Consider the following 16,504-nt stretch of genomic DNA (forward strand, 5'->3'; position numbering starts at 1 on the left):
AGGTGCTAAATTAAATAGAAATTGAACCTATGCCATCTTCTGCTAGTTAATGTATATTTAAACTTTTGATAGTATTCATAAATTATTTAACAACATAAAATCATTAGTTATTTTTCCGGAAATTCTCCAGCAAGGTGCGGACTTTCGGAGTACCTTCCACATAGTACCTGGCGCTGGTTTTTTTAATGCCTACTTTAACGGTAACGCTGTCTTCCGGAAGATCTTCAAACATATATTCATCTGTCCAGTCGTCACCAATTGCGAAGATAAAATCGTAATTTTTTCCTACCAGTTTTTTTGTAGAGGCCTTTCCTTTATTCACGCCGCTGCTCTTAATTTCCAGTACTTTATTTCCTTCCAGCACACTTAATCCGCGATTGGAAATAAGCTCTTTTAAAGTTGTACTCAATTCATTGGCACGAATCTCTCCTAGTTCAGGATCTGCTTTTCTGTAGTGCCAGGCAAGAGAATAATTCTTTTCTTCTATAAATGTACCTGGTGTTCTATCCACAAAATTTTCGATCACTGGACGAACGGCATCCATCCACTCACTTTTTACATTTTCTGAAAGTTCCCATTCTCCATCGATCTGTCTCATCCAGACTCCATGTTCAGAGATTAGTTCTACCGGTACATCCTTCCACCAGGTTCCTAAAGTGTCTTTATCTCGACCACTTATTAGTATGACATCTGTTTTATCATCGGCATTAAGATCACGTATAAGTTCTTTAAGATCGGCATCAGGACGGGCGTTCTCAGGTTTGTCTGTAAAATTTACTAGAGTACCGTCATAATCAATGAATAAAATCCTTCTTTCGGCTTGCTGGAATTTAGTCATGATCTCCTGTGTAATTTCAGAATTGATCTTGATAGACTGAAAGGACTCTCTGTTTTCTTTTGTAGATCTAAGAGACTTCATAAAGTCACCTGCCCATTTTTCTACACTATAGCGTCTCAATCGCTTCTGAAGCATTTTATTTCTTTCTATCTGTTCTTCCTTCGGCATTTCAAAAGCGGTTTTTAACGCTTCGGCCACCTGCTCAAAATTATTAGGATTAATGATCAGCGCTTCGTTCATCTCATGCGCGGCTCCGGCCATTTCACTTAAAATAAGAACTCCTGTATGATCTGTGCGCGTTGCGATATATTCCTTAGCTACCAAATTCATTCCATCACGAATTGGTGTTAGCAAAGCAATCTCACAGGTAGTATAAAGGTCGATAAGGTTTTCAAAAGGCATGGAACGATAGAAATACCAGATGGGAGTCCAGCTTACGGTAGAGAACTTCCCGTTGATACGTCCAACAAGTTCATCAATTTCTCGTTTCAGCCTTCTGTATTGAGGTACATTGGACCTTGAAGGGACAGCCAACATCCCCAGCCGTACTTTCTCAATATACTCAGGGTTCTTGTCAAGGAAGTATTCATAAGCTCTTATACGGTGTGCAATACCTTTAGTGTAATCCAGTCTGTCTATACTAAGGATCAACTTAGCATCTGGTGTAGATTCTAAATGATGATCCAGTCTTTTCTGTAATTCAGACTGGTCTGCAGAAGTACTTTCGTAATGATCCAGTGCAGCCTGTTCAAATTTCTTATAATCGATACCCATAGGGAAAGAATCTACTTTAACGATCCTGTCTGGAAGGGTGATCTGGTTAAAATCTACCTGGTGTCGCAAAATCCGGCTAACAGAACTTAAAAAATGTCTTTCATAATCATAGGTGTGAAAACCTATAAGATCTGCCCCAAGCATTCCCTGTAATACTTCATCTCTCCACGGAAGTGTTCTGAAAACTTCATAAGAAGGGAAAGGGATATGATTGAAGAAACCAATAATAGCATCTGGCGCCTGTTCTCTTACCATATTAGGAACCAGTAAAAGTTGATAATCATGAACCCAGATGACATCACCTTCTTTATAATGTTTAAGTATTTCATCTGCGTACTTTTGATTTACATCCTTATAGGTATGCCAGTAATCATCGTCAGATTCGGTGTACTCCATAAAATAATGGAATAGAGGCCATATGGTACGATTACTAAAGCCATAATAAAAGCCGTCGATCTCATTGGCATTTAGATGGACGGCTACACAATTCTCTTCCCGGGCCTTTTGCTGAACTTCATCCTTCAGATTTTCGGGAATTTCCTCTTCGGTCATTCCGGGCCATCCTATCCAGATACTGTCTCCATCTTTATGAAAGGATTTTAAGCCGGTTGCGAGTCCTCCCACACTAGGTGTCACTTCGAGATCATCTTCAGAAATGGAAATTTGCAGTGGTAAGCGGTTGGAAATAATGATTGTTTTGCTCATAATTAATTATAAATGCCGTGGTCGCGAAATTGATTTTTATTAAATTTCCGAAAATCATTTAAGACAGCCATTGATTTATAAGATTTTTAAGATATATGGATAATCTCGACTACGGAATAATAAGTAATTGTAAAAGTGCAGCTTTAATCTCTAAAACAGGCTCCCTGGATTGGTGCTGTATGCCAAATTTTAACTCCTCTGCAGTTTTTGCAAAAATACTTGATGATGAGATTGGAGGAAGTTTTGAAATACTTATAGGGGATGGCTATAAGATTACACAGGAATTTCTTTGGGAAACTAATATTTTAAGCACGGTGTTCGATAATGGAACTGATGCTTTTCAGTTAATAGATTTCATGCCCAGGTATCCTCGTGAAGATGGATCTTATTATGCGCCGCCAGATGTAATTAGGTTTTTCAGATTAATAAAAGGGAAACCAAAATTCAGTATCAAATATGATCCAAAACTGGATTTTGCAAGAGAGAAAACCTACAACGAGAATAAGGGTGATTATATAAAGAGTTTTACGAAGGAAGGTAAATATGATTCTGCTTATCTATATTCAAGTTTGAATCTGAATGATATCCTGCAGCAAAAAGAGATCACACTTACTGGAAATGCATATTGCCTTGTTGGCTATCATGAAAAACTGGTAGAGCAAACCCTGGACAGGTCTTATTTGAAATTCCAGAGAACAAAGGTCTACTGGATGAATTGGGCAGATAATACAACCAGATATACTCATTACGGGCAGGAGATTATGAGAAGTGCGCTTGTGCTTAAAGCATTGAGCTACGAAAATTCTGGTGCTGTACTTGCCGCCGCGACTACAAGTCTGCCGGAAACAATAGGTGAGGAGCGAAACTGGGATTATCGTTTTTGCTGGATTCGTGATGCTTCCATGGTGATCAAGGTGATGGCAGGTCTGGGACATATAAAATCTGCCAAGGATTTCCTTCAGTTCATCATAGATATTATTCCGCATAAGGATGAGAAGATCCAGATCATGTACGGGATCAATGGTGAAAAGGAATTAACCGAACATATTCTAAGTCATTTAAAAGGTTATGAGGGATCCAGTCCCGTTCGTACTGGTAATGCAGCATATATTCAAAAGCAGAACGATATCTACGGTATTTTGATGGAAGTGATCTACCAGCAATTCCTGATGTTCGAAACTTCGCTTGAAAATTCTGAAGCATTGTGGACCGTGGTTCGTGGTATTGTCATGATCGTAGAAGAAAACTGGACGAAACCAGATAAAGGTATCTGGGAGCTTCGTACAGAAGACAGACACTTTGTATTTTCAAAATTACTTTGCTGGGTAGCTGTAGACAGAGCTATAAAGATTGGTGAGGTTCTAAGAATGGGAATCAACGATACCAAATGGATCGCCTTAAGAGAAGAAATTTATCAGGATATCTATGAGAATGGCTGGAACGAAGAAAAACAGGCTTATACTCAATCCTATGGTTCGGCAGATCTTGACGCATCTACATTATTGATGCAGCCTTACGGTTTTATTGAAGCAGACGATCCACGATTTGTGAGCACAGTACACGCTACTGAACGGGAGCTTTGTGAAGACGGATTGATGTATAGATATAAAAATAACGATGATTTTGGGAAACCAACCTCGTCATTTACGATCTGTACCTTCTGGCTAATTGATAGTCTTTACAAAATTGGAGAGAAGAAGAAAGCAAAGGAAATGTTTGATCAGTTATTATCTTATAGTAACCATTTAGGTTTATTTAGTGAGGATATCGATTTTAAAACCAAACGCCTACTCGGGAACTTTCCACAGGCTTATTCTCATTTAGCACTTATTGAAACAGCTGCGAATTTCTCTAAAGGAATTTCTGCGGAAAATGCCTTATTTCAGGATTAATTTAATTCCTGATCTTTTTCTATACTAACCCGGGCCTTCGGAAGATGTCCCGGGTAATTTTTTTGTATAAAATCAAGTAATTTCTCTCTTAAGTGCACACGGAGATCCCAGGCAGTAGGCGAATTTCTTGCACTTACCAGTATTCTTAACTCCACGGTCTTTTCCGAAGCATTTGTAACCTGTAGCACATTCACATTACCATCCCAGAGAGAAGTGTTGTTTAATAACCTTGTAAGCTCTTCCCGAAGTGGTTCTAAAGGCAAACCATAATCTGCATAAATAAAAACTGTTCCCAATATATCTGCGGAACTTCTTGTCCAGTTCTGGAAGGTTTTTTCAATAAAATAGGTTGTGGGAACTACCAGTCTTCTTTTATCCCAAACCCGAACCACTACATAGGTAAGATTGATCTCTTCGATCCAACCCCATTCACCTTCAACGATCACGACATCATCCAGGCGGATAGGCTGAGTTATGGCGATCTGTATACCTGCAAGTAAAGTAGCAATTGCTTTTTGCGCAGCCAGACCTATAATGATTCCGGCAATACCAGCTGAGGTCAATACACTAATCCCCACAGAACGTATACTTTCAAAACTCAATAAAGCGATACCAACGGCAAGTATTACAATAATGAAAATCACAATATTCTCAAGGATCATGTACTGTGTATAAACCTTCCTGGCTTTGAGATTATCATCACTAGCCATATCGTACATCTTGAGCATTCTTTTTTTAACTACTCTAAACAGTAAGATCAGAAACCAGGCAACACTTAGAATGATACCCACTGTACTAAGGTGACTAACAATTTCATAGGTGGCTTCAAACCTGAAAATTTTACTAATGATCGCTATTCTGGCAATAATAGAGGCTAGAAAAATCAATAATGGTAACCGAATCTTATTGGCGAAATTAACCGGAAGTATATTCGTTGGATTTTTACCAAGCTTCCTGATGATATAAAATGCAAGACCAAAACTTACGACTAAAATGACAAGCGCTGAAACGAGGTAAAGAAGTCCGCTTTTTTCCAATTCGAGCATAATTCAGATTTAGATATCTAAAATTAAAATTTTGAACGCTTAGTTGCTACAGGTTTACAGAAGATTAACCTAAAACGTTTTAGCCTTCGTCATCCATTTTCTTATCCTCTTTAACATCATCTGAATATTTATCATCGAGAACAACGCGCTCCCGTTTTAAATAAATTCCGTCTTCGAGTTCACTGATGTAACGTACAATATTTTCTCTAAGCTCGCAATGTAGCGTCCATGCAGTCGGAAAATCCTTGGCACTTATCAGGCATCGCAATTTAAGGTAATTGTGATCCATACCTGAGGCTTCAACAAGTGGCGATCTATCTTCATCACCATCCCAGTCATCTGAGGCTTTTAATAACTCTGTAAACTTTTCACGTACTTTTTGAACGTCTACACGATGATCTACAAATAGTTCGATCTCCATAATATTCTGTGGGTTAGACATGGAAAGATTCTCAAAACTTTCAGTAATCACATCAGACAGAGGTATGACCAATCTCCTTAATTTGAAGGTATTAACGACCATGTAAGTGAATGTGATGTCTTCCACGAAACCATATTCACCTTCAATAATAACTGCATCACCAATCTTTGCAGGACGGGTCAAAGCGATTTGAACGCCGGCGATAATATTACCCAGCGTACTTTGTGCTGCAATACCAACTACCACGGTGGCGATTCCTGCGGAAGCCATTAAAGATATTCCCAATTTCTCAAGAGAAGGGAATTGTGAGAATATGACTGAAGCACCAATAATTACGATTATAAAGATAAATATTCTTCTACCTACAGAAATATAGGTCATCAAGCTTTTCGCTTTGCTATTTTCCTCGGTTCTTACATCGCCTACTTTTTCCACAGCAAAGAAGTCCATGATATAATCTATAATACGCATGATCAACCAGGTAAAAATTGATATAAGCACAATTAGAATAAACGTATAAATACCTTTTGCGAGAGATCCGGTAAATGAAATCAGATTATTGAGTAATAAATAGAAAGCCAAAATTCCTATTGCGGCTCCTGCTGGAGATGCCAGCCTATAGGCAATATTCCGGATCCAGTAGCGATTCACACCAGAAAATGACTTTCTTATAATGGCACTAACTGCTTTCGCGATTAAATAGCATATCAAGATAAGAAGCAGGGTTCCAAAAACTTTCCAGACTGGTATTCCCAAAACTTCGAAACTAATCCAGTCAGGGATCATTCTATCCAGCCTTCTGGGACCATAGGTTGTATATAGAGGTTCCGTATTTTCTACAGTTTGTGATGAAATTAGCCAGATTGGATGTTCGTCTTTGTACTTCACACGTTGTACTCTAAAGCTTATATCACGATCGTCCAGCGTTGTAGTGCCAAATAATAGACTTCTTCTGGGTTTTCCCGTTACAGCCTTGTTTGTTGAGGTACTTACATCAATTTGTCCATCGGGACGATCAGGCAGGCCATCCCACCCAATAGAAATTCGTTGCTCAAGAACGAAATGTAGTTTTTCAGCAAGAATCGCTGCATCTGCTTTCGAAATATTATCAGGCAACAAATTAAAATTCATTGCATACAAAGCTTCTTCGTAATTATCGTTTCTGGCCTCTACTATAAAATGTTCCAGTGCAGCCTGTGGGGATTGCAGATTTATAGTGTTAGGAGGGAAGCCAATGCCGTCATTCCATTGTTGTGTCTGGTAGTAGGCATCTGCATATTCACCAATATCATTTGTGGCAACAGCGGCTGAGTCGCTAAGCACCGTCGCCTTACTAGGTAGTTTCTGATCTTTAGATTTGTTGTGTTCTGGTTCCTGCTGAAATGCAAATGCCGTTTGCTGCAAAAAAAGAATGGAAATACATAGCCACAAGTGGCATAAAGAGCGATTCATGAGTGATTTCTTTGGTCGGTCAACTAAGATACTCAATTTTCGATTTTAAAATAGAAAGGCTGGCTGGTAAACGAAGAAAGCCACCTAAAAGGTGGCTTTTTGTGGTTATAATTTTGGTTGATTAGTTTACGAAACCAGTTCTTGGTCCTCCACTAGCGAAAACTGTTCTCATACGAGCTTTCTGACCTTCAGAGAACATATACATACATGCATCATTAGTATAATCCATGTAGTTCATAGTCATATCTGTAGATCTACAGTTTACAGTAGGATAAGAAGGACAGCTGTAGTTAGGTCCATCAGAAGAAGGAGTATCTGCTACGAAGTCATCCTGTCTACATCTACCATCACCCCAGATGTGACGTAAGTTTAGGTAATGTCCTACTTCGTGAGTCGCTGTTCTACCTTTATTAAATGGAGCAGAAACGTATCCAGTTGTTCCAAAGTACTGAGGAGAAATTACTACACCATCTGTGGAAGCTGGTCCACCAGGGAATTGCGCATATCCAAGGATACCACCACCAATGTTACAAATCCAGATGTTTAGAGTATTAGAAGGAGAGGTTGGAGGGTAGGCATATTTCATGGCGTCACTAGTTCCCCATTCAGATCTTGAGTCACTGTATCTGTTTACTCCAGCAAGAGTAAAACTGATTTCTGAATCTGCAACCAATCCAGCAAATTCACTTGGAACATTACCTGCATCATTGTTTGAAGCTCTGAAGTCCTCATTCAAAACAGAAATCTGAGAATTGATTTGAGCATCAGAAATATTTTGCTGAGAGTTACTGTAAATAACATGAACTACAACAGGAATATCTACAATTCCAAGATTGTCACCTACTGGCGGCTCAGTGGTTCCTCCACCACCTGAACCAGGTTTACCTTTACCGTTTCCATTCTTAGCCAGAATAGACCGAGTATTTTGTTCTACATCGTACATTTTCTTGTGTAGCCCTGGATTCTCGTTCAATAAACGATTAAGGTTTCTCATAGAGTAACACTTCGTTTTATCATCATCAGTCTTTTTGCCGTCTGCCTCAGCATCTGTGTAAAGATAAAAATCACTCATGTCTACCTGAGCCACTTCCTGGTCAACACTGTTTTCTGTAGGATCTTGCTCACAAGAAGCAAATAGGAAGGCCATAGCTGCCATTCCAAGAAAAACTTTTTTCATAATGTTAAGTTATTGTTTGATTTAGAGCCAATATATCTAAATATTTAGAAACAATTAACGATAACTAAAGGAATTTGTAACATTATAGAAACAATTAGTATGAAAATAAAAAAACCACCCTTTTGGATGGTTTTTCTCAGTTTAAAAGAATGTTTCTAAAAACAGTATTTGTTTTCAGAAGTTAATTTCTCTGCGATGGTATTTCGAAGTGCCACAATATTAGGCAGGTTCGTATACTTGGTATATCTCTTAAGACCCATAAGCATCATACGTTGCTCGTCTCCTTCAGCAAAAGAAGCAATTCCCTCCTTTGCCTTAGTATTCACAGTATCCACTGCATGGTAGAGATAAAGTTTAGCCATGGCGATCTGTTCCTTCTGAGTATCTACTCCAAATCTCTTGGCATTTTTCTCTGCTCTAAGAATTCCAGATTCAGCCATATAGACTTCTATTAGAATATCTGATGCAGCTAATAATAATTGCTGATGTTCTTCTAGTTGAGGACCAAATTTCTGAACGGCACTACCTGCAACCATCAAGAAAACCTTTTTCAGTTTACCGATCATTTCCTTCTCTTCAGCGAACAATTCAGAATAATCTGGTTTGTCCATGGAAGGAATTCCAGTAAGCTCATCTGCTACTTTCGTAGCTGGCCCTAGTAGGTCAACATGTCCTTTCATGGCTTTCTTAACCAGCATTCCTACAGATAACATCCTGTTGATCTCGTTGGTTCCTTCATAAATTCGAGCAATTCTGGCATCTCTCCATGCAGATTCCATTGGAGTGTCTGCAGAGAATCCCATTCCACCAAATACCTGGATACCTTCATCTGCACAATTCTGAACATCTTCAGAACATGCAACCTTCAGAATAGAACATTCAATCGCGTATTCCTCAACTCCTTTAAGTTCAGCATCTGCATGTGAACTACCTTCTTCCAGTCTAATATTTATACGATCTTCGATATTCTTAGCCGCACGGTAAGACGCTGCTTCTCCAACATATGCTGAAGTAGCCATCTCTGCAAGCTTGGATTTTATAGCTCCGAATTTTGCAATAGGAGTATTAAACTGTACTCTGTCATTCGCATATTTAACAGAAAGATCTGTCACACGACGCTGGGCGTCTAAAGAAGCTGCAGCAAGTTTTATACGACCCACGTTTAACGCGTTCATGGCAATCTTAAAACCATTTCCACGGTCTGAAAGCATATTTTCTACTGGCACCTTGGTTTCATTAAAGAAAACCTGGCGGGTAGAGGAGGAGTGAATTCCCAGTTTCTTCTCTTCCTCTCCAAAGCTAATACCATTACCTTCTTCGTTCTCTACAATAAAACCGGTAATATTTTTATCATCCTCAATTCTGGTAAATACAATAAACACATCTGCAAAACCAGCATTGGAAATCCACATTTTCTGTCCACTAATGCTATAATATTTTCCATCTTCAGAAAGGACAGCTTTTGTTTTTCCTGAGTTTGCATCAGATCCTGCACCCGGTTCTGTAAGACAGTAAGCTCCAAACCATTCACCAGTAGCTAATTTTGGTACGTATTTTTTCTTCTGCTCTTCGTTACCATATAAGGTAATTGGCATTGTACCAATTCCTGTATGTGCTCCGAAAGCAGTAGCCACAGATCCTGTGGCACCAGATATATAGTCACAAACAAGCATGGTAGAAACGAAGCCCATCCCTAAACCGTCATACTCTTCAGGTACCGCAACACCCAAAAACCCTAGTTCTCCAGCTTTACGCATTACCTCTTCAGTAAGAGCATAGTTTTTCTTTTCGAATTCTTCTTTATGAGGCCAGATCTCGCGTTCTACAAATTCCTGAACGGAATCACGCATCATTTTCTGTTCCTCATTAAAATCTTCCGGCGTGAAAACGTCTTCACTTTTAGTTTCCTTTACAAGAAACTGACCACCGCGAAGAAGATCTTTTTTAGTTGTATCTGTACTCATTTTTATATTAAGATATTAGTTTTGAGATATAAGATTATAGACTCAGTATCTCAATTAATTTATATTATTTATATTTATTTAGTCTCATTTAAAAGATCTAAAATCTCAGGTCTAGTTTAAAAATTCGAAAACTCCGGCAGCTCCCTGTCCTGTTCCAACACACATTGTTACCATACAATGCTTGTTCTTAAGGTCGCGCTTCCGCATTTCATCAAATATCTGCACTGAAAGTTTAGCTCCAGTACATCCCAGTGGGTGTCCCATGGAGATCGCACCGCCATTTACATTTAGTTTTTCTTTATTAAGCCCAAGTTCCCGAATCACAGCCAATGATTGTGAAGCAAATGCCTCATTCAGTTCAATAAGCTCCAGATCATCCTGTTTCAAACCAGCTTGTTTTAGAGCCTTCGGAATTGCATGAACTGGTCCAATACCCATAATTCTGGGCTCAACACCCACTGCGGAATAGCTTACCATTCTTGCTATAGGCTCAAGATTCAGTTCCTTAACCATGTCTTCGCTCATTACCATAACAAAAGCAGCACCATCACTCATTTGTGATGAGTTACCTGCAGTAACACTCCCGCCTTCAGCAAAAACAGGTCGTAATTTATTGAGAACTTCTACTGAAGTATCTTTTCTAGGACCTTCATCCTTATTTACTGTATAAGACCTTGTCTTCTTTTTACCGTCTTCAACATAAGTCTCATCGATGGTAATTGGAACTATCTGATCCTGAAAACGATCTTCCTGCTGAGCTTTGATCGCTTTCTGGTGAGAATCATAAGCGAACTGATCCTGATCTTCTCTGGATACATTGTACTTATTCGCTACCGCTTCCGCAGTAAGACCCATGCCCCAGTAATAATCTTCATTGCCATTTTTGGCAACTTCATAATTTGGAACTGGCTTGTAACCCCCCATAGGAATGTAACTCATACTTTCTGCACCACCTGCGATCACACAGTCTGCCATTCCCATCTGGATTTTAGCAGTTGCAATGGAAATTGTCTCGAGGCCTGAAGCACAATACCTGTTTACGGTCATACCTGGAACATCTTCGATCTTCAATCCCATTAGTGAGATTAATCTACCTACGTTCAATCCCTGTTCTGCTTCTGGCATCGCATTACCAACCATTACGTCATCGATACGAGTCTTGTCAAAATCTGGTAACTTATCCATCATATACTGGATGGTTTCTGCAGCAAGTTCATCAGGTCTTTTAAATCTAAAAACACCTCTGGGAGCTTTCCCAACTGCTGTTCTGTATGCTTTAACTATATATGCTGTTTTCATTTTTTACTTTTTAATTGTTAGAACTTGACTTTCTGCTTAGTTTCTTAAAGGTTTTCCTTTTTTCAACATATGCTGAAGACGTTCCAGCGTTTTTCTCTCCCCGGTTAAGGAAAGGAATGCTTCTCTTTCAAGATCAAGTAAATATTGTTCACTTACCATCTGGCTGGATGATAGATCTCCACCGGCCATAACATATGCCAGTTTGTTTGCGATTTTGTGATCATGCTCACTAATATATTTACCTGCAGCCATCTGGTCTGTTCCAACCATAAATGCTCCAAGTGCCTGCTTACCTAACACCTTGATGTCTGTACGTTTGATTGGCATGGTATAACCATTTTCTGCCATCAATAACGCATGTTTTTTAGCGATCGCCAATTGTCTGTCTGGATTGATCACTACAATATCTTTTCCTTTCTGAAGAATATTAAGATCGAATGCTTCATATGCTGAAGTAGATACTTTTGCCATTCCAATGGCCAAGAAGTTTTCTCTTAGTCGGTTTAATTCGACATCATCCTTCTCATAAGTATCAGAAGCACGCAGTGTCATCTCTTTGGTTCCACCACCGCCAGGTATTACTCCAACACCAAACTCTACAAGTCCGGTATATGTTTCTGCTGCAGCAACAACTTTATCAGCATGCAGTGAAAGTTCACAACCACCACCCAGAGTCATTCCGTGCGGTGCAGCTACTGTTGGAATAGAGGAGTAGCGCATTCTCATCATGGTATCCTGAAAATACTTGATCGCCATGTTCAGTTCTTCATATTCCTGCTCCACTGCCATCATGAAGATCATTCCAATATTTGCTCCTACAGAAAAGTTCTTTCCATCATTAGCGACTACAAGACCCTGATAATCTTTTTCAGCGATATCTATGGCTTTATTAATTCCATCAAGAACATCACCTCCAATAGAATTCATTTTACTTCTGAATTCAACATTAAGGATTCCGTCACCAAGATCTTCCACTACAACTCCGCTGTTCTTGAATACTTCTTTAGATTCTCGAATATTATCAAGAATTATGAATGAATCCTGACCAGGAACTTTAGTTTGCTTCTTGTCATCAATATTATAATAGTAAGTATTACCATCTTTTACACTGTAGAAGCTTTTACTTCCATTTTTGAGCATTTCACTTACCCAGGCTGCAGGTTCATAACCTTCAGCTTTCATCATTTCAATACCTTTTTCAACACCAATAGCGTCCCAGATTTGGAATGGTCCATGTTCCCATCCAAAACCAGCTTTCATGGCATCATCGATCTTGTATAACTCATCTGAAATTTCAGGAATACGATTCGACACATAAGCGAATAGTGCTGAGAAATTCTTTCTGTAAAAATCACCGGCTTTATCTTTTCCTTTAATCAATACTTCGAAACGATCTGCTACATTATCGATAGACTTGGTCATTTCAAGAGTTGCAAAAGACGCGCTTTTACGATCTCTGTATTCCATGGTATCAAGATCCAGAGATTTGATCTCGCTTGAACCATCTTTATTTTTTACTTTTTTATAGAATCCCTGACCCGTTTTACTTCCAAGCCATTTGTTCTCCATCATAGTATCGATAAAGTTAGGCAGGGCAAAAAGATCATGCTGCTCATCATTTGGAACATTCTCATGAAGTCCGTTTGCAACATGCACTAAAGTATCCAGACCAACTACGTCTACCGTTCTAAAGGTTGCCGACTTCTGGCGTCCTATAACGGGACCAGTCAATTTATCAACTTCTTCAATGGTCATTCCCATATCCTTCACGGTGTGGAATAAGCTCATTATGGAGAAAATTCCAATTCTGTTCCCAATAAAGGCAGGAGTATCTTTTGCTAATACTGCATTTTTCCCAAGAAATTTTTCACCATACATTTTCAGGAAGTCCAAAACTTCAGAAGAAGTTTCTTTTCCTGGAATGATCTCAAATAACCTTAAATATCTTGGTGGATTAAAGAAGTGAGTTCCGCAGAAATGCTTTTTAAAATCATCAGATCTCCCCTCGGTCATGAAATTGATAGGAATACCTGAAGTATTTGAAGTTATAAGAGTTCCTGGTTTTCTGTGCTTTTCAAGGTTTTCAAACACCTGTTTTTTAATGTCCAGACGTTCTACAACAACCTCAATGATCCAGTCTACTTCTGAAACTTTTGAAATATCATCTTCCAGGTTACCAGTAGTGATACGGTTCACAAAGTCCTTATGATAAATTGGAGATGGTTTGGATTTTACTGAAGCCGTTAAAGCATCATTCACGATCCTGTTTCTAACCACTTTGTCATCAAGACTAAGACCTTTTTTCTGTTCTTTTTCATTGAGCTCACGGGGAACGATATCAAGTAGAAGTACTTCTACTCCAATATTTGCAAAGTGACATGCAATTCCACTTCCCATTATACCGGACCCAATAACTGCAACTTTATTAATCCTTCTTTTCATTATTTGATTTTTATGGTTCAAAAAACCAAACCTATTAGGCCTGGTTTATTATTGTTTTACACTAATTTCTTCAGTATATATTTTCTTCTCACTAATAAGACCAGTGATCGTATTGGCCACCTGTATAAAAGTTTTAAGATCCTTATCGCTCACATTTTCCTTTACCGACTCATCGAATCTCAATACCACTCTCTTAGAATAATCGCGCATTTCTTTCCCGAAGTCTGTTAAATAAATAAGTACACTACGTCCATCATGTGGATTACGTTTTCTTTCTATTAAACCTTTTTCTTCCATGGTTTTTAAAATTCGCGAAAGGCTGGTAGCTTCCATTCCCATTTTTGGACCCAATGAGGTAGATGGCGTTCCATCTTCCGGATCGATACTCAATAAGGCAAAACCTGTAGCCATCGTACTTCCAGCCTTACCTGCTTCTTCATTATACATTTTAGAAACAGCCATCCAGGTGGCGCGCAAAACATAATCTATGGTTTTCTCCTTCATGGGGGATTTTGGATTGATTCCAAAGTTAGGAAAAATTATTATGCATGCATAATAAAATGTCTCTAAAAATACTAATATGTTGTTTTAATACTATTTAAATTCCTAAAACCAAAAAACTCCCCGGTAGTTGGGGAGTTTTTATTAGCATATTCTTAATGATAGATTAGAATCTACCATATAGTTTCTCGTAAAGATCCTGGTATCGGTCACGAATATTACGTCGTTTTAGCTTCATAGTAGGAGTTAGGTGCTCGTCCTCTACCGTCCATGGTTCCGGGGTTAATTCAAATGTTTTAACTCTTTCCCATTTCCCGAATTTCTGATTGTAGAAATCTACTTCTTCCTGAATACGTTCACGCACCATATTGTTACGAGATATATCTGCAGGATCACCTGAGTCAAGATCGATATTCTTTCTCTGTGCCCATTCTGTTATGAATTCGAAGTTAGGCTGGATCAAAGCCGCCGGCATTTTCTCTCCATCTCCAACCACCATGATCTGCTCAATAAATCTTGATTGTTTCATGGTATTTTCGATAAGCTGCGGAGCAACATATTTCCCTCCAGATGTTTTGAACATCTCTTTCTTGCGATCTGTGATCTTAAGAAAACCATCTTTATCGATCTCTCCAATATCTCCTGTATGGAAAAATCCTTCAGAATTAATTACTTCTCTGGTCTTTTCTTCATCCTTATAGTAACCTTTCATCACGTTAGGCCCTTTAGTAAGGATTTCTCCGTCTTCAGCAATTTTAACTTCAACATTATCCAGAACTTTTCCAACAGTTCCAATTCTGAAACCTCCATTACGTTCATCATTCACTGCGATTACCGGAGATGTCTCTGTGAGACCATAACCTTCCATCACCGGAATTTCCGCTGCGGCAAAAACCCTGGCAAGTCTTGGTTGCAATGCTGCACTTCCAGATACGATTAAATCTATATTACCACCCAGACCTTCTTTCCACTTTGAAAATATAAGTTTACGGGCAAGTTTTAATTTTGTTTCGTACCACCAGCCATTCTGGCCATAAGGTTCATATTCAAGTCCAAGCTCTACAGCCCAGTAAAATAATTTTTGCTTCACGCCACCTAGTGCAGTTCCTTTAGCAATGATCTTATCATATACTTTTTCCAGCAATCTTGGAACGGCAGTAATTACATGTGGTTTTACCTCTTTCAGGTTATCGCTTATCTTTTCGATAGATTCAGCAAAATAAACCGATACCGAATAATACTGGTATAGATAAAGGATCATTCGCTCGAAAATATGGCAAATAGGGAGGAAGCTCAAACCTACGTAAGTTCCGGTATCGAAAGGAACACGAGGTGCACTTCCTAGTACGTCACTTACAATGTTCTTATGACTTAACATGACACCTTTTGGTCTTCCGGTAGTTCCGGAAGTATAAATTAAGGTAGCCAGATCATCTTCTGTAACTGCCTTCTTGAGTTTTTCTACTTCATCCTGGTTTGCCTTATCTTCTCCAGATGTTAAAATTTCTTTCCAGTTCTTACAGCCAGCGATCTCGTCAAAACTATATACTTCCAGTAAACTGGTTGTAGCTTTGATACTGTTTAGCTTATTTAGGATCTCTTCATCTGAAACAAAGCAGTAAGTGGCTCCACTATGATTTAGAACATATTCATAATCTTCTTCGGAAATTGTTGGGTAAATTGGCACATTTTGAGCGCCGATCTGAAGAATTCCAATGTCCATTATATTCCACTCAGTTCTATTATTAGTGGAGATAACTGCAATTTTATCATTCGGTTTCACGCCAAGTCGAAGAAGTCCCCTACTAATTGCATTCGCCTTATCAATATATTGCTGAGTCGAAACAGTTTCCCATTTTCCATCATATTTAGTAGCGAAAGCAACATCCAGTGGATGATTTTCTAATTGATAGTAAGGAAAGTCAAATAGACGTTTAATGTCGTTCATGAAAAGGAAAGATTTTAGATATACCTTGCAAAATAGCAATTTTCA

10 protein-coding genes are annotated in these 16,504 nt (G+C 38.8%); 1 reads left to right on the forward strand and 9 read right to left on the reverse strand.

What is annotated here, in order from left to right; translation table 11 throughout:
- Positions 1-103 precede the first annotated feature (103 nt).
- Entirely contained in the window at positions 104-2,317 is a 2,214-nt protein-coding gene (locus QZ620_RS03940) for a bifunctional alpha,alpha-trehalose-phosphate synthase (UDP-forming)/trehalose-phosphatase (protein WP_295179302.1), read from the reverse strand.
- A 95-nt stretch (positions 2,318-2,412) separates the two neighbouring features.
- On the opposite strand from QZ620_RS03940, the gene QZ620_RS03945 reads away from it, so the two are divergent.
- Positions 2,413-4,209, forward strand: coding sequence for a glycoside hydrolase family 15 protein (locus tag QZ620_RS03945; RefSeq protein WP_295179303.1), 1,797 nt, complete (start codon positions 2,413-2,415; stop codon positions 4,207-4,209).
- Here the strand turns inward: QZ620_RS03945 and QZ620_RS03950 are convergent.
- The 8 genes from QZ620_RS03950 to QZ620_RS03985 form a co-directional block, all read right to left on the reverse strand.
- Positions 4,206-5,255: a mechanosensitive ion channel domain-containing protein gene (locus tag QZ620_RS03950; protein ID WP_295179305.1), complete on the reverse strand. Its 1,050-nt coding sequence runs from the start codon at positions 5,253-5,255 to the stop codon at positions 4,206-4,208. The genes QZ620_RS03945 and QZ620_RS03950 overlap by 4 nt on opposite strands.
- A 79-nt stretch (positions 5,256-5,334) precedes the next feature.
- Entirely contained in the window at positions 5,335-7,164 is a 1,830-nt protein-coding gene (locus QZ620_RS03955) for a mechanosensitive ion channel family protein (protein ID WP_295179307.1), read from the reverse strand.
- Between the two features lie 85 nt (positions 7,165-7,249).
- Positions 7,250-8,305 (reverse strand): zinc metalloprotease, encoded by a 1,056-nt coding sequence (locus QZ620_RS03960; RefSeq protein ID WP_295179309.1) that lies wholly within the window; start codon positions 8,303-8,305, stop codon positions 7,250-7,252.
- Positions 8,306-8,460: 155 nt separating this feature from the next.
- Positions 8,461-10,269: an acyl-CoA dehydrogenase family protein gene (locus QZ620_RS03965; protein ID WP_295179311.1), complete on the reverse strand. Its 1,809-nt coding sequence runs from the start codon at positions 10,267-10,269 to the stop codon at positions 8,461-8,463.
- Positions 10,270-10,380: 111 nt separating this feature from the next.
- Complete coding sequence (locus QZ620_RS03970) at positions 10,381-11,568, reverse strand: acetyl-CoA C-acyltransferase (RefSeq protein WP_295179313.1); 1,188 nt, start codon at positions 11,566-11,568, stop codon at positions 10,381-10,383.
- 36 nt (positions 11,569-11,604) lie between these two features.
- The gene (locus QZ620_RS03975; protein WP_295179315.1) at positions 11,605-14,010 is read right to left on the reverse strand and encodes a 3-hydroxyacyl-CoA dehydrogenase/enoyl-CoA hydratase family protein; all 2,406 of its coding nucleotides are present in this window, start codon (positions 14,008-14,010) and stop codon (positions 11,605-11,607) included.
- A 48-nt stretch (positions 14,011-14,058) separates the two neighbouring features.
- Positions 14,059-14,514 carry a MarR family transcriptional regulator gene (locus QZ620_RS03980; RefSeq protein ID WP_295179317.1) on the reverse strand — a complete coding sequence of 152 codons (456 nt, stop codon included), beginning with the start codon at positions 14,512-14,514 and terminating at the stop codon, positions 14,059-14,061.
- 163 nt (positions 14,515-14,677) lie between these two features.
- Positions 14,678-16,459: a long-chain fatty acid--CoA ligase gene (locus QZ620_RS03985; RefSeq protein ID WP_295179319.1), complete on the reverse strand. Its 1,782-nt coding sequence runs from the start codon at positions 16,457-16,459 to the stop codon at positions 14,678-14,680.
- Positions 16,460-16,504: the final 45 nt, after the last annotated feature.

This window comes from uncultured Christiangramia sp., assembly GCF_913046405.1.
In the GTDB taxonomy this organism is placed as follows: Bacteria; Bacteroidota; Bacteroidia; order Flavobacteriales; family Flavobacteriaceae; genus Christiangramia; species Christiangramia marina.